The 25089-nt window shown below is 59.5% G+C and carries 23 protein-coding genes; 19 read left to right on the top strand and 4 right to left on the bottom strand.

Translation table 11 applies throughout. The features are described from left to right. Positions 1-106 precede the first annotated feature (106 nt). From TU73_RS21345 to TU73_RS21355, 3 genes are all read left to right on the top strand, one after another. Complete coding sequence (locus TU73_RS21345) at positions 107-1369, top strand: ATP-binding protein (protein WP_057013880.1); 1263 nt, start codon at positions 107-109, stop codon at positions 1367-1369. Further along, positions 1362-1922, top strand: a complete 561-nt coding sequence (locus TU73_RS21350; protein WP_003171731.1) for a response regulator transcription factor — start codon at positions 1362-1364, stop codon at positions 1920-1922. The genes TU73_RS21345 and TU73_RS21350 overlap by 8 nt, the downstream gene beginning before the upstream one ends. Positions 1923-2022: 100 nt before the next feature. Beyond that, entirely contained in the window at positions 2023-3747 is a 1725-nt protein-coding gene (locus TU73_RS21355) for an ABC transporter ATP-binding protein/permease (protein WP_057013881.1), read from the top strand. 191 nt (positions 3748-3938) lie between these two features. Here the strand turns inward: TU73_RS21355 and TU73_RS21360 are convergent, their stop codons facing one another. Next, positions 3939-4376, bottom strand: a complete 438-nt coding sequence (locus tag TU73_RS21360) for a Z-ring associated ZapG family protein (protein ID WP_003171734.1) — start codon at positions 4374-4376, stop codon at positions 3939-3941. A gap of 146 nt (positions 4377-4522) precedes the next feature. Between TU73_RS21360 and TU73_RS21365 the strand changes: the two genes are divergently transcribed. From TU73_RS21365 to zapE, 3 genes are all read left to right on the top strand, one after another. After that, entirely contained in the window at positions 4523-5152 is a 630-nt protein-coding gene (locus TU73_RS21365; protein WP_057013882.1) for an alpha/beta hydrolase, read from the top strand. Positions 5153-5168: 16 nt separating this feature from the next. Continuing rightward, positions 5169-6524, top strand: coding sequence for a tryptophan--tRNA ligase (locus tag TU73_RS21370; protein ID WP_057013883.1), 1356 nt, complete (start codon positions 5169-5171; stop codon positions 6522-6524). Positions 6525-6603: 79 nt separating this feature from the next. Beyond that, positions 6604-7698, top strand: a complete 1095-nt coding sequence (gene zapE, locus TU73_RS21375; RefSeq protein ID WP_057013884.1) for a cell division protein ZapE — start codon at positions 6604-6606, stop codon at positions 7696-7698. 137 nt (positions 7699-7835) lie between these two features. Here zapE and TU73_RS21380 read toward each other — a convergent pair whose 3' ends face one another. Next, positions 7836-8756, bottom strand: coding sequence for a GlxA family transcriptional regulator (locus TU73_RS21380; RefSeq protein WP_172833447.1), 921 nt, complete (start codon positions 8754-8756; stop codon positions 7836-7838). Positions 8757-8976: 220 nt separating this feature from the next. Here TU73_RS21380 and TU73_RS21385 point away from each other — a divergent pair, with 220 nt between their 5' ends. Beyond that, positions 8977-10113, top strand: coding sequence for an acyl-CoA dehydrogenase family protein (locus TU73_RS21385; RefSeq protein ID WP_057013885.1), 1137 nt, complete (start codon positions 8977-8979; stop codon positions 10111-10113). Positions 10114-10226: 113 nt separating this feature from the next. Here TU73_RS21385 and TU73_RS21390 read toward each other — a convergent pair whose 3' ends face one another. Further along, positions 10227-11267 (bottom strand): NADP(H)-dependent aldo-keto reductase, encoded by a 1041-nt coding sequence (locus tag TU73_RS21390; protein WP_057013886.1) that lies wholly within the window; start codon positions 11265-11267, stop codon positions 10227-10229. Positions 11268-11516: 249 nt separating this feature from the next. Here TU73_RS21390 and rplM point away from each other — a divergent pair, with 249 nt between their 5' ends. The 8 genes from rplM to TU73_RS21430 all read left to right on the top strand — a co-directional run bounded on the left by rplM (position 11517) and on the right by TU73_RS21430 (position 17315). Further along, on the top strand, positions 11517-11945 hold the full coding sequence (rplM, locus tag TU73_RS21395) for a 50S ribosomal protein L13 (RefSeq protein ID WP_003171742.1): 429 nt from the start codon (positions 11517-11519) through the stop codon (positions 11943-11945). A gap of 14 nt (positions 11946-11959) precedes the next feature. Further along, positions 11960-12352 (top strand): 30S ribosomal protein S9, encoded by a 393-nt coding sequence (gene rpsI / locus TU73_RS21400; RefSeq protein WP_002555064.1) that lies wholly within the window; start codon positions 11960-11962, stop codon positions 12350-12352. A gap of 267 nt (positions 12353-12619) precedes the next feature. Continuing rightward, the gene (gene petA / locus TU73_RS21405) at positions 12620-13213 is read left to right on the top strand and encodes a ubiquinol-cytochrome c reductase iron-sulfur subunit (RefSeq protein WP_043048551.1); all 594 of its coding nucleotides are present in this window, start codon (positions 12620-12622) and stop codon (positions 13211-13213) included. Then, a complete protein-coding gene (locus TU73_RS21410; protein ID WP_003188526.1) occupies positions 13213-14424 on the top strand; it encodes a cytochrome b in 1212 nt (403 codons plus the stop codon). Before petA ends, TU73_RS21410 begins: the two co-directional genes overlap by 1 nt. Continuing rightward, a complete protein-coding gene (locus TU73_RS21415) occupies positions 14424-15203 on the top strand; it encodes a cytochrome c1 (protein WP_057013887.1) in 780 nt (259 codons plus the stop codon). Before TU73_RS21410 ends, TU73_RS21415 begins: the two co-directional genes overlap by 1 nt. 148 nt (positions 15204-15351) lie before the next feature. Further along, on the top strand, positions 15352-15969 hold the full coding sequence (locus TU73_RS21420; protein ID WP_005784778.1) for a glutathione S-transferase N-terminal domain-containing protein: 618 nt from the start codon (positions 15352-15354) through the stop codon (positions 15967-15969). 17 nt (positions 15970-15986) lie between these two features. Continuing rightward, a complete protein-coding gene (locus TU73_RS21425; RefSeq protein WP_057013888.1) occupies positions 15987-16406 on the top strand; it encodes a ClpXP protease specificity-enhancing factor in 420 nt (139 codons plus the stop codon). Between the two features lie 159 nt (positions 16407-16565). Continuing rightward, positions 16566-17315 carry a FadR/GntR family transcriptional regulator gene (locus TU73_RS21430; RefSeq protein WP_032877801.1) on the top strand — a complete coding sequence of 250 codons (750 nt, stop codon included), beginning with the start codon at positions 16566-16568 and terminating at the stop codon, positions 17313-17315. A 662-nt stretch (positions 17316-17977) separates the two neighbouring features. On the opposite strand, the gene TU73_RS21435 is transcribed toward TU73_RS21430, so the two are convergent. Next, positions 17978-19135, bottom strand: coding sequence for a hypothetical protein (locus tag TU73_RS21435; RefSeq protein WP_057013889.1), 1158 nt, complete (start codon positions 19133-19135; stop codon positions 17978-17980). 237 nt (positions 19136-19372) lie between these two features. On the opposite strand from TU73_RS21435, the gene kdgD reads away from it, so the two are divergent. The 4 genes from kdgD (at position 19373) to garD (ending at position 24899) form a co-directional block, all read left to right on the top strand. Then, on the top strand, positions 19373-20284 hold the full coding sequence (gene kdgD, locus TU73_RS21440; protein ID WP_043048557.1) for a 5-dehydro-4-deoxyglucarate dehydratase: 912 nt from the start codon (positions 19373-19375) through the stop codon (positions 20282-20284). Positions 20285-20338: 54 nt separating this feature from the next. Then, on the top strand, positions 20339-21784 hold the full coding sequence (locus TU73_RS21445; RefSeq protein WP_057013890.1) for an aldehyde dehydrogenase family protein: 1446 nt from the start codon (positions 20339-20341) through the stop codon (positions 21782-21784). Positions 21785-21970: 186 nt separating this feature from the next. Next, positions 21971-23335, top strand: a complete 1365-nt coding sequence (locus tag TU73_RS21450) for an MFS transporter (RefSeq protein ID WP_057013891.1) — start codon at positions 21971-21973, stop codon at positions 23333-23335. A 10-nt stretch (positions 23336-23345) separates the two neighbouring features. Beyond that, complete coding sequence (gene garD, locus TU73_RS21455; RefSeq protein WP_057013892.1) at positions 23346-24899, top strand: galactarate dehydratase; 1554 nt, start codon at positions 23346-23348, stop codon at positions 24897-24899. Positions 24900-25089 lie beyond the last annotated feature (190 nt).

Below are 25089 nucleotides of genomic sequence, written 5' to 3' on the forward strand. Positions count from 1 at the left end.
ACGGTCATTTGCCGGGCCTGCGTCAAAGAGCCACACGCGGCGTGCCAGCAGGTCTGCTTCGTTTATACTCGTGCCGATCCGCCTGCAGCGCTCATCGGGAGAGCTCATGCTCGCCGCCGTAAAACTGACTTCCGCCACTCGCCAGAACCTCTGGCGCCTGACGTTCATTCGCACCCTGGTATTGGCCGCACAGGCCGGTTCCGTCGGGCTTGCCTATTGGTTCGATCTGCTGCCGCTGCCCTGGCTGCAACTGGGCGTGACCCTCGGTTTTTCCACCGTGTTGTGTGCGTTTACCGCCATACGGCTGCGTACCACCTGGCCGGTCACCGAGTTGGAATATGCCCTGCAATTGGCTTGCGACCTGTTTATCCACAGCGTGTTGCTGTATTTCTCCGGTGGGTCCACCAACCCGTTCGTTTCGTATTACCTGGTGCCGCTGACCATCGCTGCCGTGACGTTGCCGTGGCGCTACTCGGTGGTGCTGTCTGGGATCGCGCTCACGCTGTACACCCTGCTGCTGGCGCAGTTCTACCCGTTGCAGACCTTCCCCATCGCGCGGGAAAACCTGCAGATTTACGGGATGTGGTTGAGTTTTGCCCTGTCCGCCGCCGTCATCACCTTCTTTGCCGCACGTATGGCCGAAGAGCTGCGTCGCCAGGAAGAACTGCGCGCCATTCGCCGTGAAGAGGGCCTGCGCGACCAGCAACTGCTGGCGGTCGCCACTCAGGCCGCCGGTGCCGCCCATGAGTTGGGCACGCCGCTGGCGACCATGAGCGTGCTGCTCAAGGAGATGACCCAGGACCATCACGACCCGGCTCTGCAGGACGATTTGAGCGTGCTGCAGGAACAGGTCAAGCAGTGCAAGCTGACGCTCCAGCAACTGGTGCGCGCCGCCGAAGCCAATCGGCGTCTGGCGGTCGAAATGCAGGACGTCACCCAGTGGCTCGATGAGGCCCTGAACCGTTGGCACCTGATGCGTCCCGAAGCCAGTTACCGCTTCAACCTGCTGGGCCAAGGCAGCGTACCGCGCCTGGCGCCACCGCCGGACCTGACCCAGGCGCTGCTCAACCTGCTGAACAACGCGGCTGACGCCTGCCCTGAAGGGCTTGGCGTACAGTTGGACTGGGACGCTGAAAACATCACCATCAGCATTCGTGACCACGGCGCGGGCGTGCCGCTGGCCATTGCCGAACAGATCGGCAAACCCTTCTTTACCACCAAGGGCAAAGGCTTCGGTCTGGGCCTGTTTTTGAGCAAGGCCAGCGTGACCCGCGCGGGCGGCTCAGTGAAGCTCTATAGTCATGAGGAAGGCGGCACGCTCACCGAGCTGCGCCTGCCCCGTGTCGCACGAGGAGATATCGATGAGTGATGAGATCCAAGTCGAAGGCGAAGAACTGCCGCACCTGTTGCTGGTAGATGACGACGCGACCTTTACCCGCGTGATGGCACGCGCCATGAGCCGGCGCGGTTTTCGCGTCAGCACCGCAGGTTCCGCCGAAGAGGGCTTGACCATCGCCCAGGCCGACCTGCCGGACTACGCCGCCCTCGACCTGAAAATGGACGGCGACTCCGGCCTGGTGCTGCTGCCCAAGCTGCTGGAACTCGACCCGGAAATGCGCGTGGTGATCCTCACCGGTTACTCCAGCATCGCCACCGCCGTCGAGGCGATCAAGCGCGGCGCCTGCAACTACCTGTGCAAGCCGGCGGACGCCGACGACGTGCTGGCCGCGCTGCTTTCCGAACACGCCGACCTCGACACCCTGGTGCCGGAAAACCCGATGTCGGTGGACCGCCTGCAGTGGGAGCACATACAGCGGGTGCTCACCGAACACGAGGGCAACATCTCCGCCACGGCCCGTGCCCTGGGCATGCACCGCCGCACGCTGCAACGCAAGCTGCAGAAGCGCCCGGTACGACGCTGAACGAAAACTGAACAACCTGCTTCAGGCTGCACGGATGCGCGAACCGATCACCTATGATCGGTTCAAACGCCTGTGATGTTTTTCCTACCGAGCCTGAACAATGAACCAGAACGCTGAGTACTCCGCGGTCAACGACGCGGTGCGGGGGCAATTCTTCCGCCGAACCTGGGCCATGATCACACCGTATTGGCGTAGCGAAGAGAAGGGCAGGGCCTGGCTGTTGCTGGCTGCCGTGATTGGCCTGTCGCTGTTCAGCGTGGCGATCTCCGTATGGATCAACCACTGGTACAAGGATTTCTACAACGCCCTGGAGAAGAAGGACACCGCAGCCTTCTGGCAACTGATCGGTTATTTCGGCGGTATTGCGGCGGTGGCGATTCTCGGCGCGGTCTACCGTCTCTACCTGACCCAGATGCTGACGATCCGTTGGCGTGCCTGGCTCACCGAAAAACACTTCACCCGTTGGCTCGCGCACAAGAACTACTACCAGCTGGAGCAGGGCGGCTATACCGATAACCCGGACCAGCGGATTTCCGAAGACCTCAATAACTTCACCTCCGGCACCTTGAGCCTTGGCCTCGGATTGCTGCGTAATGTGGTCAGCCTGGTGTCGTTCTCGATCATCCTGTGGGGCGTGTCGGGCAGCATCGAAGTGTTCGGTATCACTATTCCGGGGTACATGTTCTGGTGTGCGCTGCTGTACGCCGCCGTGGGCAGTTGGTTGACCCATCTGATCGGCCGTCGCTTGATCGGCCTGAGTAACCAGCAGCAGCGCTTCGAAGCGGATTTGCGTTTCTCTATGGTGCGGATACGTGAGAATGCCGAGAGCATTGCCCTGTACAACGGCGAACCGAATGAAAGGCAACGCCTGAGCACACGTTTCGGCAAGGTCTGGCACAACTTCTGGGACATCATGAAAGTGTCCAAGCGCCTGACCTTTTTCACGGCCGGCTACAGCCAGATCGCGATCATCTTCCCGTTTATCGTCGCCGCGCCGCGCTACTTCGCCGGCAAGATCGAACTGGGCGAGCTGATGCAAATCAACTCGGCGTTCGGCAACGTGCAAGAGAATTTCAGCTGGTTTATCAACGCCTATTCGGAACTGGCCACATGGCGTGCCACCAGTGACCGTCTGCTGAGCTTCCAACAGGCCATGAGCGACAATGAGCAACGCGCCCCGGCCATCGATGTGCGCCCTGAAGGCGAGCGCCTGGTGATAGAGGATCTTGGAATGGACCTGGCCGACGGTCGTCATTTGCTCAGCGACGCCGATATGACTGTGGAACCTGGCCAGCGCGTCATGCTCAGCGGGCGTTCCGGCAGTGGCAAGAGTACCTTGCTGCGAGCGATGGGCCATCTATGGCCGGCCGGTCATGGCAGCATTCGTTTGCCGGCGACACGCTACCTGTTCCTGCCGCAGAAGCCTTACCTGCCGATTGGCACGCTTAAGGCCGTATTGAGTTATCCACAGGACGACAGCGCCTATCCGGCTGAACGTTATGCACAGGTCCTGGAAACCTGTCGTCTGCCCCATCTGGTCGCACGGCTGGATGAAGCCAACCACTGGCAACGCATGCTCTCGCCCGGCGAGCAACAGCGCCTGGCCTTTGCCCGTGCATTGTTGTTCGCGCCGCAATGGCTGTACATGGATGAGGCAACCTCGGCCATGGATGAAGAAGACGAGGCAACCTTGTACCAGGCGTTGATCGATGAGTTACCGGGGTTGAGCATCGTCAGCGTCGGCCACCGCAGCAGCCTCAAGCGTTTCCATGGGCGGCATGTGCGGATTGAGGGTGGGCGGTTGCAGGAACAGCCTGTGTCTTAAGGCTCAAACGCGGTCAAAAATGTGGGAGCGGGCTTGCTCGCGAATACGGAGTGTCAGTCACTGACATTTTGATTGATACGCCGCATTCGCGAGCAAGCCCGCTCCCACATTGGGTCTGCGTTGTCTTGGAGAATGAGAAAAAAGCCCGGCTGATCATCGATCAGCCGGGCTTTTTATTGCTCGAAGAGGACTTACTTCTTCAAGCCGTAATGCTCATCCAGCATGCCTGGGGCGTTCGGCGTCTTTGGCGCGTAGTCCCGTGGTGGCTCCTGGTTTTCCCGCGGCGGGGTCAGGCGTTCCCGTGGGGTTTGCGGTGCATCGGAATGCAGCGCAGCCAGCAGGCGCTGGCGGGTGATGTCGTCGAGGGCCAGGCGATTAGCGCCATCGGCGAGATGATCCTGTACTTCCTGGTAGCTCTGGGTGAGCTTCTTGACCAGGGTTGCGGTGCTGTTGAAGTGGGTAACAACCTCGTTCTGATAACTGTCAAAACGTTCCTGGATGTCATCGAGCTGACGCTGCGTGCGGTTAGGCGCGGCATTCGGCAGCAAGCGAGCAACCAGGAATCCAATGGCGACACCGGCAACCAGGGCAAGAGTCGGCAACAACCAAACTAAGAGCGAGTGTTCCACGAGTCCTTCCTCTATAAACGGCTTTGCTTTACGTTAACGGCTCAAACCTGCGCTGTATACCGCGATTAAGCTCGCAATGATGCCATGCACAGACTTTTAGCTAGACGAGTCGACCCCTTGAGAGGTCACGGAGTTCATCCTTGCTCATGCGTGAAACCCCCGTTTTGATCGATGGCCCGGTAGGCCAATTGGAAGCCCTGTACCTGGATCACCCCGAGCCACGTGGCCTGGCGCTGGTCTGCCACCCTAATCCGGTGCAGGGTGGGACCATGCTCAATAAAGTCGTTTCGACCCTGCAACGCACCGCCCGCGATGCCGGCTTGATTACGTTGCGTTTCAATTATCGTGGCGTCGGCGCCAGCGCCGGTACTCACGATATGGCCGCCGGTGAAGTGGACGATGCCGAAGCGGCCGCCACCTGGCTGCGGGAAAAACACCCGGACCTGCCGATTACCTTGCTGGGGTTTTCCTTCGGCGGCTACGTCGCAGCCAGTCTTGGTGGCCGCTTGGAAGCCAAGGGCGAGAAGCTTGCGCACCTGTTCATGGTTGCCGCCGCCGTGATGCGCCTGGGCGATGCGGATGTGCTGCCTCAAGGCTGCCCATTGACCCTGATCCAGCCGGAAACCGACGAAGTAGTTGATCCGCAGTTGGTCTACGACTGGTCGGCCGCCCTGAAACGCCCCCATGAGCTGCTGAAAGTGGCAGAATGCGGACACTTTTTTCATGGCAAGCTGACCGATCTCAAGGATCTGGTGCTGCCACGTCTTTCGAATTGATGACAAGCGATCCCCCATGACGACCCGTACCCGTATCCTCACCGGCATCACCACCACCGGCACGCCGCACTTGGGCAACTATGCGGGTGCGATTCGCCCGGCGATCCTTGCCAGCGAAGACGCCAATGCCGATTCCTTTTACTTCCTGGCCGACTACCACGCCCTGATCAAGTGCGATGACCCGCAGCGCATCCAGCGCTCGCGCATGGAAATCGCCGCGACCTGGCTGGCCGGCGGCCTGGATGTGAACCGGGTGACCTTCTATCGTCAGTCCGACATCCCCGAAATCCCCGAGCTGACCTGGCTGCTGACCTGTGTTGCCGCCAAGGGCCTGCTCAATCGCGCCCACGCCTACAAGGCCTCGGTGGACAAGAACGTGGAAAACGGTGAAGACCCGGATGCGGGCATCACCATGGGCCTGTACAGCTACCCGGTACTGATGGCGGCGGACATCCTGATGTTCAACGCGCACAAGGTGCCGGTCGGTCGCGACCAGATTCAGCACGTGGAGATGGCCCGCGACATCGGCCAGCGCTTCAACCACCTGTTTGGCAATGGTAAGGAATTCTTCACCATGCCCGAGGCGTTGATCGAAGAAAGCGTCGCCACCTTGCCGGGCCTGGATGGCCGCAAGATGTCCAAAAGCTACGACAACACCATCCCGTTGTTCACCAGCGCCAAGGACATGAAAGACGCGATCTCGCGGATCGTCACCGATTCTCGCGCCCCAGGCGAAGCCAAGGACCCGGACAATTCGCACCTGTTTACCTTGTACCAGGCGTTTGCGACCAAGGCCCAGGAGCAGGAATTCCGTGGCGAGCTGCTGCAAGGCCTGGGTTGGGGTGAGGCGAAGAACCGTCTGTTCCAGTTGCTGGACGGCCAACTTGGTGAAGCTCGCGAGCGCTATCACCAACTGATGTCGCGCCCGTCGGACATGGAAGACCTGCTGCTGATCGGCGCCAAGAAAGCCCGCTCCGTGGCGGCACCGTTCCTGGCCGAGCTGCGCGAAGCGGTGGGCCTGCGTTCGTTCGTCAACCAGGCGGCGGCGCCGGTCAGCGCTAAAAAGAAAGCCGCGAAAGCCGCACGCTTTGTAAGCTTTCGCGAAGAGGACGGCAGTTTCCGCTTCCGCCTGTTGGCGGCTGACGGCGAGCAGCTGCTGCTGTCGCGCAACTTTGCCGACGGCAAGGCGGCGGGTGCGGTGACCAAGCAATTGCAAAGCGGCGACGCGCTGGATGTTCGCACTGAGGCTCAGGGCTTCAGCGTTTGGCTGGACGGTGCAGCAGTGGCCGATAGCGCACCGTTCGCCGACGCCGCCTCCCGCGATGCCGCCATCGTCGCCTTGCGCGTGGCCTTGACCCCAACGGAGGATTAACCCGACCAAGGGTTGATTGCCATTATCCAGGGCCGTCGTTACAGTGACGGCCCGTTTTTGTTGCCTTGCTAACGAAATTATGACGCCCCTAGAACGATATCAAGCTGATCTGAAACGCCCTGAATTCTTCCATGACGCGGCCCAGGAAAATGCCGTGCGTCATTTGCAGCGCCTGTACGATGACCTCGTCGCGGCCTCGCAAAGCAAGCCGGGGATGTTCAGCAAGCTGTTTGGCAAGAAAGACCACACGCCGGTCAAAGGCCTGTACTTCTGGGGCGGCGTCGGCCGGGGCAAGACTTACCTGGTGGACACCTTCTTCGAAGCGCTGCCGTTCAAGGAAAAGGTCCGGACCCACTTCCACCGCTTCATGAAGCGCGTGCACGAAGAAATGAAGACCCTGCCGGGCGAAAAAAACCCGCTGACCATCATCGCCAAGCGCTTCTCCGAGGAAGCGCGAGTGATCTGCTTCGATGAGTTCTTCGTCTCCGACATCACCGACGCCATGATCCTTGGCACGCTGATGGAGGAGCTGTTCAAGAACGGCGTGACCCTGGTCGCCACCTCGAACATCGTGCCCGACGGTTTGTACAAGGATGGCCTGCAGCGTGCGCGCTTCCTGCCGGCCATCGCGCTGATCAAGCAGAACACCGATATCGTTAATGTCGACAGCGGCGTCGACTACCGCCTGCGTCATTTGGAGCAAGCCGAGCTGTTCCACTTTCCGCTGAACGAAGCGGCCCACGAAAGCCTGAAAAAGAGCTTTCGCGCCCTGACCCCGGAATGCACTCAGGCGGTGGAAAACGACAAGCTGATGATCGAGAACCGCGAAATCATCGCGCTGCGCACCTGCGATGACGTGGCCTGGTTCGAGTTCCGCCAACTGTGCGACGGCCCGCGTAGCCAGAACGACTACATTGAGCTGGGCAAGATTTTCCATGCGGTCATTTTGAGCGGCGTCGAGCAGATGGGCGTTGCCACCGACGATATCGCCCGACGGTTTATCAACATGGTCGATGAGTTCTACGACCGTAACGTCAAGCTGATCATCTCGGCGGAAGTCGAACTCAAGGACCTCTATACCGGCGGCCGCTTGAATTTCGAATTCCAGCGCACCCTGAGCCGCCTGCTGGAAATGCAGTCCCACGAGTTCCTGTCGCGCGGCCACAAGCCTTAATCAATCTCCAGCTCAATGGAGATCTAATGTGGGAGCCGGGCTTGCCCGCGATGGCGGTGTATCAGTCAACTATAGGCTGGCTGATCACCGCCATCGCAGGCAAGCCAGCTCCCACAATGGTTTGTGTTGGCCTGAGATCAGGCGGCCTGCTGGAACTGCTGGCGATACTGGTTCGGCGACAGCTCCGTGTGCTGCCTGAACAAGCGCGCAAAGAAACTCGCATCGTCGTAACCCACCTCATAACTGATGGTCTTGATGCTCTTGCGGCTGCCCGAGAGCAGGCCTTTTGCCGTCTCGATACGCAGCCGTTGCAGGTAATGCAGCGGCTTGTCGCCGGTAGCGGTTTGGAAGCGCCGCATGAAGTTGCGGATGCTCATGCCGTGTTCCCGGGCGACGTCTTCGAAGCGGAACTTGTCGGCAAAGTGTTCCTCGAGCCAGTGCTGGATCTGCAGGATGATCACGTCCTGGTGCAGCTTCTGCCCACCAAAACCGATACGTCCCGGTGAATAGCTGCGCTGCACCTCATAGAGGATGTCGCGGGCCACGGCCTGGGCAATGCTGGCGCCGCAGAAGCGTTCGATCAGATAGATGTAGAGGTCGCAGGCTGAAGTGGTGCCGCCCGCGCAATACAGGTTGTCGGCATCGGTGAGGTGCTTGTCCTGGTTGAGCTGGACTTTGGGGAAGCGCTCGCTGAATGCAGTGAAGAACCGCCAGTAGGTGGTCGCCTCCTTGCCATCGAGCAACCCGGCTTCTGCCAGCCAGAACACCCCGGTGGCTTCGCCGCAGAGCACGGCGCCGCGGGCATGTTGTTCGCGCAGCCACGGCAATACTTGCGGGTAGCGGGCGCAGAGGCCGTCGAAGTCGTCCCAGAAGGCCGGCAGCACGATGATGTCGGCATCTTCCAGGCCGCCGTCCACCGGCATGATCACATCACTGAAGCTGCGCACCGACTGCCCGTCGGGGCTGACCAGGCGCGTATCGAACCCTGGGGTCAGGCCCAGGCCCTGCTGTTTGCCGTAACGCAGGCTGGCAAGGTGGAAGAAATCCTTGGCTTGCATCAGGGTTGAAGCGAATACCCGATCAATGGCCAAAATGCTGACGCGCCGCAAGGGCGTGGAGATTTGGTTAGACATAATTTCATTTATTCTTATAGGTGAAAGTGGTCACCAGACGGCTGGATCGTCTTATTTTTTGTCGCATGTGTCCAGTGTCCCGTGACGCCTTCGGGGCATAGGCTCTGTGGGCTCGTCCTTGTCCGACAATCCACGCAGGTGACCCATGATCCCCAGAACCTTGTTCAGCTCGGAGCACGAACTCTTCCGTGAGAGCGTGCGCACCTTCCTCGAAAAGCACGCCGTGCCCTTCCATGGGCAGTGGGAAAAGCAGGGCTATATCGACCGTAACCTGTGGAACCAGGCGGGGGAGGCGGGCATGTTGTGTTCCCACCTGCCAGAGGAATATGGCGGTCTGGGCGCGGATTTTCTCTACAGCGCGGTGGTGATCGAAGAAGTCAGCCGCCTGGGTTTGACCGGCATAGGCTTTTCCCTGCATTCGGATATCGTCGCGCCGTACATCCTGCATTACGGCAGTGAAGCGCTGAAGCACAAGTACCTGCCCAAGTTGATCTCCGGAGAGATGGTCACGGCCATTGCCATGACCGAGCCAGGCGCTGGTTCCGACCTGCAGGGCGTCAAGACCACAGCGGTTTTGGATGGTGATGAGTACGTGATCAACGGCTCCAAGACTTTTATCACTAACGGTTACCTGGCCGATCTGGTGATCGTCGTCGCCAAGACCGACCCCAAGGCCGGCGCCAAGGGCACCAGCCTGTTCCTGGTGGAGGCCGGCACGCCAGGCTTCGACAAGGGCAAGCGCCTGGAAAAAGTCGGCATGAAGGCCCAGGACACCTCGGAGCTGTTCTTCCAGGACGTGCGGGTGCCCAAGGAAAACCTACTGGGCCAGGCCGGTATGGGCTTTGCGTACCTGATGCAGGAGCTGCCCCAGGAGCGTTTGACCGTGGCGATAGGTGCACTGTCTTCAGCCGAGGCGGCATTGCAATGGACCCTGGACTACACCCGCGAGCGCAAGGCGTTTGGCAAGGCGATTGCCGACTTCCAGAACACTCGCTTCAAGCTGGCGGAGATGGCCACCGAGATTCAGATCGGCCGCGTGTTTGTCGACAAATGCATGGCGTTGCACCTGGAAGGCAAGCTGGATGTGCCTACTGCGGCGATGGCCAAGTATTGGACCACGGACCTGCAATGCAAGGTACTTGATGAGTGCGTGCAGTTGCACGGCGGCTACGGCTTCATGTGGGAATACCCGATTGCCCGGGCCTGGGCGGATGCGCGGGTGCAGCGCATTTATGCGGGGACCAATGAGATCATGAAGGAGATTATTGCGCGGGCACTTTGATTGTCTGGTGCTCTTGATGGCCTCATCGCAGGCAAGCCAGCTCCCACATTTGACGGTATTCACAGATCAAAATGTGGGAGCTGGCTTGCCTGCGATGGCGGTCTGAAGGTCAATCAAGGTGCCGGGTTTGGATGATCCTTTTGAATCGCTTCAATCCCTTCCAGCACCTCTTTCGACAGTTTCAACTCGGCACTGGCAATGTTGCTATTCAACTGTTCCAGCGACGTAGCCCCAATAATATTGCTGGTCACAAACGGCTGCTGCGTCACAAACGCCAGTGCCATCTGCGCCGGGTCCAGACCATGTTCCCGCGCCAATGCCACATACCGGCTGCACGCCGCCTCCGACTGCGGGTTGAAATAACGGCTGAACCGGCTGTATTCAGTCAGGCGTGCCTTGGCCGGCCGTGCGCCATTTTCGTATTTGCCGCTGAGCATGCCGAACGCCAGTGGCGAATACGCCAGCAAGCCGCACTGTTCACGAATGGCGATTTCCGCCAGGCCCACCTCGAAGCTGCGGTTGAGCAGGTTATAGGGGTTCTGGATCGACACCGCACGGGGCCAGCCGCGGGTTTCGGCCAGGGCGAGGAACTTCATGGTGCCCCACGGGGTTTCGTTGGACAGGCCGATGTGACGGATCTTGCCGGCCTTGACCTGCTCATCCAGGGCTTCGAGGGTTTCCTCCAGCGGGGTGAGGTCGTCTTCGTCCTTGTGCTTGTAGCTCAGTTGGCCGAAGAAGTTGGTGCTACGCTCCGGCCAGTGCAGTTGGTAGAGGTCGATCCACTCGGTCTGCAGGCGCGCGAGGCTGGCGTCGAGTGCCTGGGCGATGTGCTTGCGGTTGTGGCGCAGGTAGCCGTCGCGGATGTAGTCGATGGTGTTGCCGGGGCCGGCGATCTTGCTGGCGAGGATCCAGTCGGCGCGGTCGCCACGGCTTTTGAAGTAATTGCCGATGTAGCGCTCGGTGGTGGCGTAGGTGTCGGCCTTGGGCGGTACCGGGTACATTTCCGCGGTATCGAGGAAGTTGATCCCTGCGGCCTTGGCCCGTTCGATCTGCGCGAAGGCCTCTGCCTCGCTGTTCTGCTCACCCCAGGTCATGGTGCCCAAGGCAATCGCGCTGACGTTCAGATCGGTGCGGCCCAGCTGTCGGTAATCCATCGGGTACTCCTTCGGGGGAAAACAATCATAAAAGCAGGTTGAATTTTTTTTCGCAATCTGCATAATTGCCCACCTCTTTCTGCAGTGGAAGTGATGCGCCGTCTGCCGAAGAATCTTGCCGTTGAACGGACGCGCCGACCCGAGCCCCCGATAGCGTCTGTATCCGGCTGCCTTTGACTTGTCAAAGTAAGCACTATTCAGTAAGATCCGCCGTCTAATTTACAGGGCGGCCCCTGAGGCTATTAAAGAATGACAACTTTTACTGCAAAACCGGAAACAGTTCAGCGCGACTGGTTTGTCGTCGACGCCGCTGGTCAGACCCTGGGTCGTCTGGCCACTGAAGTCGCCAGCCGTCTGCGTGGCAAGCACAAGCCTGAGTACACCCCTCACGTTGACACCGGTGACTACATCGTGATCATCAACGCTGAGCAGGTACGTGTTACCGGCAACAAAGCGCAAGACAAAATGTACTACCGTCACTCCGGTTTCCCAGGCGGTATCAAGTCTTCCAACTTTGAAGGCCTGATCTCCAAGAAGCCTGAAGCCCCGATCGAAATCGCGGTCAAAGGCATGCTGCCGAAGGGCCCACTGGGTCGCGATATGTTTCGCAAGCTGAAAGTCTATGCGGGCGCTGTACACCCTCATGCTGCTCAGCAGCCCCAAGAACTGAAGTTTTAACGGAATAGTTCATTATGTCGGCGACTCAAAATTACGGCACTGGCCGTCGCAAAACCGCAACCGCACGCGTTTTCCTGCGTCCGGGCACTGGTAACATCTCGATCAACAACCGCTCCCTGGACAACTTCTTCGGTCGCGAAACTGCCCGCATGGTAGTTCGTCAGCCGCTGGAATTGACCGAGACCGTTGAAAAGTTCGACATCTACGTCACCGTTATCGGTGGCGGTGTAAGTGGTCAAGCTGGCGCAATCCGCCACGGTATCACTCGCGCTCTGATGCAGTACGACGAAACCCTGCGTGGCGCTCTGCGCAAAGCTGGCTTCGTGACTCGCGATGCTCGTGAAGTTGAACGTAAGAAAGTCGGTCTGCGTAAAGCGCGTAAGCGTCCGCAGTACTCGAAGCGTTAATTCGCTTTACGTTCCACAAAAACGCCCAGCCTCCTCACGGAGCTGGGCGTTTTTTATTGCCTGCGATTTATACATAAATTTGTGCGTGACAACTTGCCACATCCGTAGACCCCCTATACTACAAGGCCTGGGGGCGGAGGCCCGGGCAATTCCCTTGTCATACGTGGGGCTTTTCATTACCATCCGTCAAAATTTTTATAAGTAAAGTTTCAACACTTAGTAGACGCCTGATTTAACAGGCCAAAAAAGCTGATGGGAGAGGACTGAATGAGCAATGACGGCGTGAATGCAGGCCGGCGTCGCTTCTTGGTAGCAGCCACATCCGTGGTGGGTGCTGCAGGAGCGGTGGGGGCTGCGGTCCCGTTCGTGGGGTCATGGTTTCCCAGTGCCAAGGCGAAAGCCGCAGGTGCACCGGTGAAGGTGAATGTCAGCAAGATCGAGCCAGGCCAGCAGATGATTGCTGAGTGGCGCGGCCAACCGGTATTCATCGTTCGTCGTACCGAGGAAATCCTGGGGAATCTGAAGAAGATCGAGGGCCAGTTGTCCGACCCGCAATCCGAAAATTCCGACCAGCCCGCCTACGCCAAGAACGAAGTACGTTCGATCAAGCCAGAGATTCTGCTGCTGGTCGGTCTGTGTACCCACCTGGGTTGCTCGCCTACCTTCCGCCCGGAAGTGGCCCCTGTCGATCTGGGCAAGGACTGGGTCGGCGGTTATTTCTGCCCGTGCCACGGTTCCCACTACGACCTCGCCGGCCGAGTCTACAAGTCCCAGCCCGCGCCCTTGAACCTGCCCGTGCCTCCGCATACCTACGAAACTGACGACCTCATAGTCATTGGCCTCGACAAGGAGAACGCGTGATGAGCAAGTTCATGGATTGGGTGGATGCGCGCTTCCCCGCCACTAAAATGTGGGAAGACCATCTCAGCAAGTATTACGCGCCAAAGAACTTCAACTTCTTCTACTTCTTCGGCTCCCTGGCCCTGTTGGTGCTGGTCAACCAGATCGTCACCGGCGTGTGGCTGACGATGAGCTACACCCCGTCGGCGGAGGAGGCGTTCGCTTCCGTTGAATACATCATGCGTGACGTCGAGTACGGCTCGATCCTGCGCCTGCTGCACTCCACCGGCGCGTCAGCGTTCTTTATCGTCGTCTACCTGCACATGTTCCGTGGCCTGCTCTATGGGTCGTACCAGAAGCCTCGCGAGCTGGTGTGGGTGTTCGGCATGCTGATCTACCTGGCGCTGATGGCAGAAGCCTTCATGGGTTACCTGCTGCCGTGGGGCCAGATGTCGTACTGGGGCGCCCAGGTGATCATTTCGCTGTTCGGTGCGATCCCGGTGATCGGCAACGACCTGACCCAGTGGATCCGAGGTGACTACCTGATCTCGGGCATTACCCTGAACCGCTTCTTCGCCCTGCACGTGGTGGCCTTGCCGATCGTGATCCTGGGCCTGGTTGTGCTGCACATCCTGGCGCTGCACGAAGTGGGCTCCAACAACCCCGATGGCGTGGACATCAAGAAGCACAAGGACGAGAACGGTATCCCGCTGGATGGCATTCCATTCCACCCTTACTACACCGTCAAAGACATTGTCGGCGTGGTGGTGTTCCTGTTCGTGTTCTGCTCGATCGTGTTCTTTTTCCCGGAGATGGGCGGTTATTTCCTCGAGAAGCCTAACTTCGAGCAGGCCAACGCCTTCAAGACTCCCGAGCACATTGCACCGGTGTGGTACTTCACGCCGTTCTACGCGATCCTGCGCGCCATCCCTGACAAGTTGATGGGCGTGATCGCCATGGGCGCAGCCATCGCGGTGCTGTTCGTGCTGCCATGGCTCGACCGCAGCCCGGTCAAGTCAATGCGCTACAAAGGCTGGTTGAGCAAGATCTGGTTGTGGGTGTTCTGCATTTCGTTCGTGATCCTGGGCGTACTCGGCGTATTGGCGCCAACCCCTGAGCGTACGTTGCTGTCGCAGGTCTGCACCTTCCTGTACTTCGCCTACTTCATTCTGATGCCGTTCTATACCCGGCTCGAGAAGACCAAACCGGTTCCGGAAAGGGTGACTGGCTGATGAAAAAGTTATTCGTTGCATTCGTGCTTGCGGCCCTGCCGCTACTGTCCTTCGCCGCCGAACATGGCGCGCAGCTGGAAAAGGTCGATATCGATGTGTCTGACAAAGCCGCCATGCAGGATGGGCTGCGTACATTCACTAACTACTGCATGGGTTGCCACAGCGCCAAGTTCCAACGTTACGAGCGGGTCGCCGATGACCTGGGCATCCCTCATGAAGTGATGCTCAGCCACGCGGTGTTCACCGGTGCGAAAATCGGCGACCACATGACCACCGGCATGCAACCGGCCGACGCCAAGACCTGGTTCGGCGCCGCACCGCCCGACCTGACCCTGGTGGCTCGCGTGCGCGGCACCGACTGGCTCTACGGCTACCTGAAATCCTTCTACGAAGACCCTGCGCGCCCTTACGGCGTGAACAACAAAGTCTTCCCGAACGTCGGCATGCCGAACGTTCTGGTCGGCCTGCAGGGTCGTCAAGTGGTAGGATGCAAGCAGGTTCAGGTCGTTGAAGACGGCAAGAAGCAATATGATCCGTTGACCGGTACGCCTCTGACCCATGAAGCATGCGATCAACTGACCATCGTGCCCAAGACCGGTACGCTGAATGAAGAGCAGTTCGACGAGAAGGTCAAGAACCTGGTGACCTTCCTGGCCTACTCGGCCAACCCGGTCAAACTGCAGCACCAGCGCATCGGTACTTACGTCTTGCTGTACCTGGCTTTCTTCTTCGTATTCGCTTATCTGCTCAAGCGCGAATACTGGAAGGATGTGCATTGATCCAACCGTAAGCAATTGCTGTTAATCTTGCGCGCCCAGCGGCATCTCTGAACACGTAGCGACCGGTTGAACCGGACGTTACAGGGATGCTCTCTGGGCGCGCTCGTTTTTGAGCTTTCGATAATTTCAACAAGCGAGGAGGACCGCCATGGGCGTGACCAATCGGTTGGCCTGTTACTCCGACCCCGCCGACCACTATTCCCACCGAGTACGCATCGTGCTCGCAGAGAAGGGTGTCAGCGCCGAGATCATCAGTGTGGAGGCGGGCCGTCATCCGCCGAAACTGATCGAAGTGAACCCTTACGGCAGCTTGCCCACCCTGGTCGATCGTGACCTGGCGTTGTGGGAGTCAACCGTGGTGATGGAATACTTGGATGAGCGTTACCCTCATCCGCCTTTGCTGCCGGTATACCCGGTGGCGCGTGCCAACAGCCGCCTGCTGATCCATCGGATCCAGCGCGACTGGTGCGGGCTGGTGGATGTGATTCTGGATTCGCGTTCAAAAGAAGCCGCTCGGGTGCAGGCGCGCAAGGAATTGCGCGAGAGCCTGACCGGCGTTTCGCCGTTGTTCGCCGACAAACCTTTTTTCCTCAGTGAGGAACAAAGCTTGGTGGATTGCTGCCTATTACCCATACTCTGGCGCTTGCCGATCCTGGGCATTGAACTGCCACGGCCGGCCAAGCCGTTGCTTGATTACATGGAGCGCCAGTTTGCGCGTGAGGCTTTCCAGGCGAGTCTGTCTGGTGTCGAACGCGATATGCGCTAAGGCTTAAGGAGCCGTTGATGAACTCCAGTCGACCTTACCTGGTCCGCGCGCTCTATGAGTGGATTGTGGACAACGATTGCACCCCGCACATGCTGGTCAATTCCGAATTTCCTGCGGTTCAGGTACCGCAGGGTTTTGCCAGTGACGGACAAATCGTGCTGAACGTATCGCCCAGTGCCGTGCGTCACCTGCACATGGACAACGAAGCGGTGAGCTTCGAAGGGCGTTTCGGCGGTGTGCCCCATACGCTGTTCGTGCCAATCGGTGCCATCCTCGGGATCTATGCCCGGGAAAATGGCCAAGGCATGGTGTTCGATCTGGAGTCGCCTTTCGAGGACGGCGAAACGATCGAAGGTGAAGGCGGTGATGATGTGCCGCCACCGGATACCGAGCCGCCGCGCCCTAGCGGTCGGCCGAGCTTGAAAGTGGTGAAGTAGGCGGATTACGCCTCCAGGCCCATAGGAAAAATGCCTCGACTGCTGTCGGGGCATTTTTTTTGCGCGAAGGATATGGATGAAAGTCGCGCCGGAACGGTGATCGTACAACCACCATGGGCTATGATGCGGTCTTTAGTTCGCCGAGAAAGATGGTTCATCATGGAAAACGCCAGCGCCGCTCCACGTCTTCCCCGCAAGCGCCGCAGCCTTGCCCAGGAATTGGTCACGGTGTTGTCCGAGCAGATCCGCGACGGCCAGCTCAAGCGGGGCGACAAGCTGCCCACCGAATCGGCGATCATGGACGCCCATGGCGTCAGCCGCACCGTGGTGCGTGAAGCCATCTCGCGTCTGCAAGCGGCGGGGCAGGTCGAGACCCGCCACGGTATCGGCACCTTTGTGCTGGACACGCCAAGCCCCAGCGGTTTCCGCATTGACCCGGCCACCGTAGTGACCTTGCGTGACGTGCTGGCGATCCTGGAGCTGCGTATCAGCCTTGAAGTGGAGTCTGCGGGCCTGGCAGCTTTGCGTCGCAGCGATGCACAGCTGGCCGCCATGCGTGCGGCCCTCGATGCCCTGAACGAAAGCGCGGCCCATGCCGGCGATGCGGTAGCTTCGGACTTTGCCTTCCATCTGGAAATTGCTTTGTCTACCGGCAACCGTTACTTCACCGACATCATGACCCACCTGGGTACCAGCATCATTCCACGCACGCGCCTGAATTCGGCGCGCCTGGCCCATGATGACCAACAGCACTACATGAGCCGCCTGAGTCGCGAACACGAAGAAATTTATGAGGCGATTGCACGCCAGGATTCGGATGCGGCACGTGCGGCCATGCGTCTGCATTTGACCAATAGCCGTGAACGGCTGCGCCATGCCCATGAAGAGGCAGAGGCGCAGCGGGGCTGAGGTTATCCATATCCCGTGGGGGAGCTGGCTTGCCTGCGATGGCCATAGGTATCTACATAACTTTCGCGTGGCCTGAACCTGTAACGAGGGAGCTTGCTCCCTTGACGGTTCGGCATCTGGCGACTATCTACCTGACACCCCCGCGACCTAAATGTGGGAGGGGCGGTGCGACGATTCGACTTGCCCCCGATGGCGGCCTGACTGCCGTCCAGGATGTTGGATCAGACCGAGTACATATCCGTTGCTGCGGTAACGGCTACTTAGGGTTACGCCCTTACGGCGTGTCACTTTTGTAAAGGCACAAAAGTAACCAAAAGGCCTTCGCCCCAACACTCGGCACCTCGCTTAGGCTCGGTGTGCCCGAACGCAGGCTTGAATCCGTGGGCCGCCGCCACGCGCCATCCATGGCGCGGGGCGGCTAACCCGGCGTCCTGCCGGGTTACCCGCGGCTTCAAGCCTGCGTTCGGCCAGCGTGTTTGACGGGGCGCCTGAGATCAAGATCAAAAGCCAGAGCAACAGCAACAGCGCAAGAGCAAGCAGTTGTGTAGATACCTATGCTGCGATGGCGGCGTGTCAGTCACTTAGCTTGTCACTGAATCACTGCATTCGCAGGCAAGCCGGCTCCCACATTTGATCTCCCTTATCTGGAGTACTGCGTCTAATCAGCTGGCGGGTTGATTGGGCTTGTAGTCCTTGAGCAACAAGTACGTACTCCACCCCCACCAATCATTGGTCCAGTGCTTGTCGTTCAGGTCATTGACGTCCTTGCGCCGCAGCACTTTGTCTCCCTCCATCTTGAACAGTGGCGAGAAGTTATTCGCCGGGTTCTGCGCCGCGTTCAGGTCGGGTACGTAAAGCGGTGCCTTGAAGCTGGCCGGAGAGGGCGCGACGCCGCTGATGAACGTCTCGAAGATCTCATCAGCCGAAGCCTGCACTGCGCGTTTGACCTGCTTGCGGTTGTCCGCGTCGATGTCATCGAAGTAGCGTTTATCCCCATAGGCATGCCATTGATCACCCATGGCATTGCGCACCTTGAGCCCGAACTTGCTGTCTTCATCGTGCATGAAACGGCTGATCAGCGAACCCAGTTCACCCGGCGTCACTACCGCTGCCAGTTGCTTGCGCGGTACGCGCAGGTGGCCGGCGGAAAACAGGTCAGTCAAGAAATGATCAGCAAAGCTGTTCATCGCATAAGCCAGCTCAAGGGCCTGATCGGTGCCGGTTTGATGGGCCGCGACGGCCTGTTGCAGCGCTGCCGTGTGGCCGGCCAGGTACGCCGACAGGGCCCACTCGCCGAAGTGGTCGGCGTTGTCCGCCGCCAGCTTCAGATAGCGCCCCAGGGGGATAAGGGCTGAAACAGCACTGCCACCGCCGGTGATGCGGTTCCACTCCTCTGACAACGTATCACCCAAGGCGTCATAGGCTTCGTGGGGCTGCTTGCCGTCCTTGATCGCCTGCTTGACCGCGGCGATCTCCTTTTGCATCACCGCCAGGATCTGGTGGGCTTCTTCCCGGGAGGCGGGTAGCACTGCCAGAGAATTGAACGCGGCAGTGAAACGTTGCACGCGCTCGGCAGGGGAGGCGCCATCACTGATGGCCTGGCCGGGAATGCCATAGAAATCGCCGCCCAGGGCAATGACTTGACCGTAGGTCAGTGCGAGCCCGTTGGGCAGGTGCAGTTCGACTTGGTGAGCGGGGATCGCCGGCGCGTCCTTGGCGAAACGTAAAAGGGTTTCATCACCGATGGCGGTGTGCTCACCCCCCTCGAAACGTAGGGTAGGCGCTTGCTTTTGCGGTGCAGCGAGTTCTAGACCTGACATGTTAGCTCCTTGCTATGTCGTAGGAATCTTCCTTGATTGCTGTATATACATACAGTCATTCTGAGCATAAAGGAGAAATTTCCTACGTCAAGAAGCATTGTTAAGCGTGCCGGCTTTGCGATGAACAGCCATGAATTGGAGTTGACGAATCTTTTTATAGTTGTACGATGACGTACGACATCATCAAAACCTACAACAACCTTTCTTTAGAAAGTCTTCGCCCAGGGTGTTCGAATAATGAATCCACAAGAACTGAAGTCCATCCTCTCCCACGGTCTGCTGTCTTTCCCGGTGACCGATTTCACTGCCCAGGGTGATTTCCACCAGGCGGGCTATATCAAGCGCCTGGAATGGTTGGCCCCATATGGCGCCACCGCCTTGTTCGCAGCGGGTGGCACCGGTGAGTTTTTCTCCCTCGCCGCGAGCGAATACTCCCAAGTGGTAAAAACCGCCGTTGATACCTGCGCCACCAGCGTGCCGATCCTGGCCGGTGTGGGCGGTGCGACCCGTCAGGCCATCGAGTACGCCCAAGAGGCCGAACGCCTCGGCGCCAAAGGCTTGCTGCTGCTGCCGCACTACCTCACCGAAGCCAGCCAGGACGGGGTGGCTGCCCACGTTGAAGCGGTGTGCAAGTCGGTCAAGATCGGCGTAGTGGTCTACAACCGCAATGTCTGCCGCCTGACTGCGCCACTGCTGGAGCGCCTGGCCGAGCGCTGCCCGAACCTGATCGGCTACAAGGATGGCCTGGGTGATATCGAGTTGATGGTATCGATTCGCCGCCGCCTCGGCGACCGTTTCAGCTACCTCGGCGGCCTGCCGACTGCAGAGGTTTACGCTGCGGCCTACAAGGCCCTGGGGGTTCCGGTGTACTCCTCGGCAGTGTTCAACTTCATCCCGAAAACCGCGATGGATTTCTACCACGCCATTGCCCGCGAAGATCACGCCACCGTCGGCAAGATCATCGATGACTTTTTCCTGCCGTACCTGGACATCCGCAACCGTAAAGCCGGTTACGCAGTGAGCATCGTCAAGGCCGGTGCGAAAATCGTCGGTTATGACGCCGGGCCAGTGCGCACGCCGCTCACCGACCTGCTGCCGGAAGAGTACGAAGCCCTCGCCGCGCTGATCGACAAGCAAGGCCCGCAGTAAATTATCCACAAGGCCGCTGAGCAATCAGCGGCCTTTTGCGTCAGGAGAAGATTCGTGTCCCAAGCAAAGCGTTTTGAGAACTACATCAACGGCGAATGGGTAAGCGGCGCCGATTACTGCGCCAATATCAACCCGTCGGATGTGTCCGATGTCATTGGCGACTATGCCAAGGCGGATGTGGCCCAAGTCAACGCGGCTATCGACGCCGCCCGCGCGGCGTTCCCGGCCTGGTCGACTTCCGGTATCCAGGCGCGCCACGATGCGTTGGACAAAGTCGGCAGCGAAATCCTCGCTCGTCGTGAAGAGCTCGGCACCCTGCTGGCCCGTGAAGAGGGCAAGACCCTGCCCGAGGCCATCGGCGAAGTGACCCGCGCCGGCAATATCTTCAAGTTCTTCGCCGGTGAGTGCCTGCGCCTGTCGGGTGACTACGTGCCGTCGGTACGCCCGGGCGTCAACGTTGAAGTCACTCGTGAAGCCCTTGGTGTGGTCGGCCTGATCACCCCGTGGAACTTCCCGATTGCCATTCCCGCGTGGAAGATCGCCCCGGCCCTGGCCTACGGCAACTGCGTGGTGATCAAGCCCGCCGAACTGGTGCCTGGTTGTGCTTGGGCCCTGGCGGAAATCATCTCCCGCGCCGGTTTCCCGGCCGGTGTGTTCAACCTGGTGATGGGCAGCGGCCGTGTGGTCGGTGATGTGTTGGTCAACAGCCCGAAAGTCGATGGCATCAGTTTCACCGGCTCCGTCGGCGTGGGCCGTCAGATCGCCGTCAGCTGTGTATCGCGCCAGGCCAAGGTGCAGTTGGAAATGGGCGGCAAGAACCCGCAGATTATCCTCGATGACGCCGACCTCAAGCAGGCTGTCGAGCTGTCGGTACAGAGCGCGTTTTACTCCACCGGCCAGCGGTGCACCGCGTCGAGCCGCTTGATTGTCACTGCGGGTATTCACGACCAGTTTGTTGCGGCCATGGCCGAGCGCATGCAGTCGATCAAGGTCGGCCACGCACTGAAAAGCGGCACCGACATCGGCCCGGTGGTTTCCCAGGCCCAGTTGGACCAGGACCTGAAATACATCGACATCGGCCAAAGCGAAGGTGCGCGGCTGGTGAGCGGCGGTGGCCTGGTGACCTGCGACACCGAAGGCTATTACCTGGCGCCGACACTGTTTGCCGACAGCGAAGCCGCCATGCGTATCAGCCGTGAAGAAATTTTCGGCCCGGTGGCCAACGTGGTACGCGTGGCGGACTACGAGGCGGCGCTGGCCATGGCCAACGACACCGAATTCGGCCTGTCGGCGGGTATCGCCACTACGTCGCTGAAGTACGCCAACCACTTCAAACGCCACTCCCAGGCCGGGATGGTGATGGTCAACCTGCCGACTGCGGGTGTGGACTACCACGTTCCGTTCGGGGGTCGTAAGGGCTCATCCTACGGTTCGCGTGAGCAAGGTCGCTATGCGCAAGAGTTCTACACCGTGGTGAAAACCAGCTACGTCGGTTCGTAACACGCAGCGCCTCGTGGCACCGGCTCCAGGTGGGAGCTGGCTTGCCTGCGATAGCATCACCTCGGTCTCGCTGACACACCGAGGTGCCTGCATCGCGGGCAAGCCCGGCTCCCACATAGAGTGGTTCCCACGGCAAAACAGAAAATCATTACCCGCAAAAAAAATAATTAGTGGGAGTACTTCTACATGCAAACGACCAAGCCGACCCATGTCCGCTATTTGATCCTGCTCATGCTGTTCCTGGTGACCACGATCAACTACGCCGACCGGGCCACCATCGCCATCGCCGGTTCCAGCCTGCAAAAAGACCTCGGCATCGACGCGGTCACCCTCGGTTATATCTTTTCCGCTTTCGGTTGGGCCTACGTTGCCGGGCAAATCCCCGGCGGCTGGCTGCTCGATCGCTTCGGTTCGAAAAAAGTCTATGCCCTGAGCATTTTCACCTGGTCCTTGTTTACCGTGCTGCAAGGCTATGTCGGTGAGTTCGGTGTCTCCACCGCCGTGGTTGCGCTGTTTATGCTGCGCTTTATGGTGGGCCTGGCCGAGGCACCCTCGTTTCCGGGCAACGCCCGTATCGTTGCAGCGTGGTTTCCGACGGCTGAACGCGGCACTGCATCGGCGATCTTCAATTCAGCGCAGTACTTCGCCACAGTGTTGTTCGCGCCGTTGATGGGCTGGATCGTCTACCGCTTCGGCTGGCAGCATGTGTTTATCGTGATGGGCGTGATCGGCATCGTGTTCTCGCTGATCTGGCTGAAAGTTATCCACAGCCCGCGCCAGCACCCGATGATCAACGAGGCCGAGTTCAATCACATCGCCGCCAATGGCGCGATGGTCGACATGGACCAGGACAAAGGCAAGGGCAAGAAAACCGACGGGCCGAAGTGGGATTACATCCGTCAACTGCTGACCAACCGCATGATGCTCGGTGTGTACCTGGGCCAGTACTGCATCAATGGCATCACCTACTTCTTCCTCACCTGGTTCCCGGTGTACCTGGTGCAGGACCGTGGCATGACCATTCTCAAGGCCGGTTTCATTGCCTCGTTGCCAGCGATCTGCGGCTTTATTGGCGGGGTGCTCGGCGGGGTGATTTCCGATTACCTGCTGCGCAAGGGCCACTCGCTGACTTTTGCCCGCAAGGCACCGATCATTGCGGGCCTGCTGGTGTCCAGCAGTATCATTGCGTGTAACTACGTCGATGTTGAATGGATGGTGGTGGGCTTCATGGCGCTGGCCTTCTTCGGTAAAGGCGTTGGCGCACTGGGTTGGGCGGTGGTGTCCGACACCTCGCCGAAACAGATCGCCGGCCTCAGTGGCGGCTTGTTCAACACCTTCGGTAACCTGGCCTCCATCACCACGCCGATCGTGATCGGCTACATCATCAGCACCACCGGCTCGTTCAAGTGGGCCCTGGTGTTCGTCGGCGCCAACGCCCTGGTGGCGGTGTTCAGCTACCTGGTGATTGTCGGCCCGATCAAGCGCGTGGTGCTCAAGGAGCCGCCCACCAAAGGCCCGGAGTTGACCAACCTTTCCCAAGCGCATTCCTGAGGTTCGTGTGATGCAGTTGATTGAACATGCCGACTCGCCGCGCTCGATCCGTTTGCACGAGCGCGACAACGTAGTGATCGTGGTGAACGACCAGGGCGTGCCGGCGGGCACTGAATTTCCCGACGGCCTGGTCACCGTGGATTTTATTCCCCAGAGCCACAAGGTGACCCTGGAAGATATCCCCGAGGGCGGCCGGATCATTCGCTACGGCCAGACCATCGGTTATGCCTTGGCGCCAATACCCCGTGGCAGTTGGGTGCAGGAGGATCAGCTGCGCATGCCCACCGCGCCACCCCTGGACAGCTTGCCGCTGTCCACCGAAGTACCTGAAACCCAGGCACCGCTTGAGGGGTTTACCTTCGAGGGCTATCGCAATGCCGATGGCACGGTGGGCACGCGCAATATCCTCGGCATCACCACTACCGTGCAGTGCGTTACCGGTGTGCTGGACCATGCGGTCAAGCGCATCAAGGATGAGTTGCTGCCCAAATACCCGCATGTCGATGACGTAGTGGCACTGACCCACAGCTACGGCTGCGGCGTGGCGATCACGGCGACGGATGCCTATATCCCGATCCGTACGGTGCGCAACCTGGCGCGTAACCCGAACCTGGGCGGCGAAGCCTTGGTGATCAGCCTGGGCTGCGAGAAGTTGCAGGCCGGGCAGGTGATGCACGACAACGACAGCTCCGTGGACCTGAGCGAGCCATGGCTGTACCGCTTGCAGGACTCCAGCCACGGTTTTACCGAAATGATCGAGCAGATCATGGAACTGGCCGAAGTGCGTTTGAAAAAACTCGACCAGCGCCGCCGGGAAACCGTACCGGCCTGCGAGCTGATCCTGGGCATGCAGTGCGGCGGCAGTGATGCGTTTTCCGGCATTACCGCCAATCCGGCGCTGGGGTATGCCTCTGACCTGCTGCTGCGGGCCGGGGCGACGGTAATGTTTTCCGAAGTGACGGAGGTGCGTGATGCGATCTACCTGCTGACGGCACGCGCGCAAAACGAGGACGTCGCCCGCGAACTGGTCAGGGAAATGGACTGGTACGATCGTTACCTGGCCAAGGGCGAAGCGGACCGCAGCGCCAATACCACACCGGGGAACAAGAAGGGTGGACTGTCGAATATCGTCGAGAAATCCTTGGGCTCCATCGTCAAATCCGGCAGCAGCGCGATCAATGGCGTGCTCGGCCCGGGTGAGCGCTTCAAGGGCAAAGGGCTGATCTTCTGCGCTACACCGGCCAGTGATTTTGTGTGCGGCACCTTGCAACTGGCGGCCGGGATGAACCTGCATGTGTTCACAACCGGGCGTGGTACGCCCTATGGGTTGGCGATGGCACCGGTGGTGAAGGTTTCGACCCGTACCGAGCTGGCCCAGCGTTGGCCGGACCTGATCGATATCGATGCCGGGCGCATTGCTACCGGGCGTGCGAGTATCGAGGAACTGGGCTGGGAGTTGTTCCACTTCTACCTGGATGTGGCCAGTGGCAGGAAGCAGACGTGGGCGGAGCGTCACAAGCTGCATAACGACATCACCCTGTTCAATCCAGCGCCCATTACCTGAAACCGAGTCGCCTGCATCGGGAGCAAGCCCCCTCCCACATTCGATCGGGTGAAAGCGGTCGAGGTGGGAGCAACTGTCTTATTGGATTCAATTCAGAAGTCATTTTCATAGGCAGCAAAGCTTCCACAGCTTTAGGCCGTGCAATGCTGAAGGAAATTGCTGCTACCGAGCTAATCGGTGCGCTCTTTCC

Source organism: Pseudomonas libanensis, from assembly GCF_001439685.1.
Classification (GTDB): Bacteria; Pseudomonadota; Gammaproteobacteria; order Pseudomonadales; family Pseudomonadaceae; genus Aquipseudomonas; species Aquipseudomonas libanensis.

Excerpts from the sequence above, each read along its gene's own strand:
- TU73_RS21345 (WP_057013880.1), top strand. The coding sequence starts at position 107 with ATGCTCGCCGCCGTAAAACTGACTTCCGCCACTCGCCAGAACCTCTGG.
- TU73_RS21350 (WP_003171731.1), top strand. The coding sequence starts at position 1,362 with ATGAGTGATGAGATCCAAGTCGAAGGCGAAGAACTGCCGCACCTGTTG.
- TU73_RS21355 (WP_057013881.1), top strand. The coding sequence starts at position 2,023 with ATGAACCAGAACGCTGAGTACTCCGCGGTCAACGACGCGGTGCGGGGG.
- TU73_RS21365 (WP_057013882.1), top strand. The coding sequence starts at position 4,523 with ATGCGTGAAACCCCCGTTTTGATCGATGGCCCGGTAGGCCAATTGGAA.
- TU73_RS21370 (WP_057013883.1), top strand. The coding sequence starts at position 5,169 with ATGACGACCCGTACCCGTATCCTCACCGGCATCACCACCACCGGCACG.
- zapE (WP_057013884.1), top strand. The coding sequence starts at position 6,604 with ATGACGCCCCTAGAACGATATCAAGCTGATCTGAAACGCCCTGAATTC.
- TU73_RS21380 (WP_172833447.1), bottom strand. The coding sequence starts at position 8,756 with ATGCAAGCCAAGGATTTCTTCCACCTTGCCAGCCTGCGTTACGGCAAA.
- TU73_RS21385 (WP_057013885.1), top strand. The coding sequence starts at position 8,977 with ATGATCCCCAGAACCTTGTTCAGCTCGGAGCACGAACTCTTCCGTGAG.
- TU73_RS21390 (WP_057013886.1), bottom strand. The coding sequence starts at position 11,267 with ATGGATTACCGACAGCTGGGCCGCACCGATCTGAACGTCAGCGCGATT.
- rplM (WP_003171742.1), top strand. The coding sequence starts at position 11,517 with ATGACAACTTTTACTGCAAAACCGGAAACAGTTCAGCGCGACTGGTTT.
- rpsI (WP_002555064.1), top strand. The coding sequence starts at position 11,960 with ATGTCGGCGACTCAAAATTACGGCACTGGCCGTCGCAAAACCGCAACC.
- petA (WP_043048551.1), top strand. The coding sequence starts at position 12,620 with ATGAGCAATGACGGCGTGAATGCAGGCCGGCGTCGCTTCTTGGTAGCA.
- TU73_RS21410 (WP_003188526.1), top strand. The coding sequence starts at position 13,213 with ATGAGCAAGTTCATGGATTGGGTGGATGCGCGCTTCCCCGCCACTAAA.
- TU73_RS21415 (WP_057013887.1), top strand. The coding sequence starts at position 14,424 with ATGAAAAAGTTATTCGTTGCATTCGTGCTTGCGGCCCTGCCGCTACTG.
- TU73_RS21420 (WP_005784778.1), top strand. The coding sequence starts at position 15,352 with ATGGGCGTGACCAATCGGTTGGCCTGTTACTCCGACCCCGCCGACCAC.
- TU73_RS21425 (WP_057013888.1), top strand. The coding sequence starts at position 15,987 with ATGAACTCCAGTCGACCTTACCTGGTCCGCGCGCTCTATGAGTGGATT.
- TU73_RS21430 (WP_032877801.1), top strand. The coding sequence starts at position 16,566 with ATGGAAAACGCCAGCGCCGCTCCACGTCTTCCCCGCAAGCGCCGCAGC.
- TU73_RS21435 (WP_057013889.1), bottom strand. The coding sequence starts at position 19,135 with ATGTCAGGTCTAGAACTCGCTGCACCGCAAAAGCAAGCGCCTACCCTA.
- kdgD (WP_043048557.1), top strand. The coding sequence starts at position 19,373 with ATGAATCCACAAGAACTGAAGTCCATCCTCTCCCACGGTCTGCTGTCT.
- TU73_RS21450 (WP_057013891.1), top strand. The coding sequence starts at position 21,971 with ATGCAAACGACCAAGCCGACCCATGTCCGCTATTTGATCCTGCTCATG.
- garD (WP_057013892.1), top strand. The coding sequence starts at position 23,346 with ATGCAGTTGATTGAACATGCCGACTCGCCGCGCTCGATCCGTTTGCAC.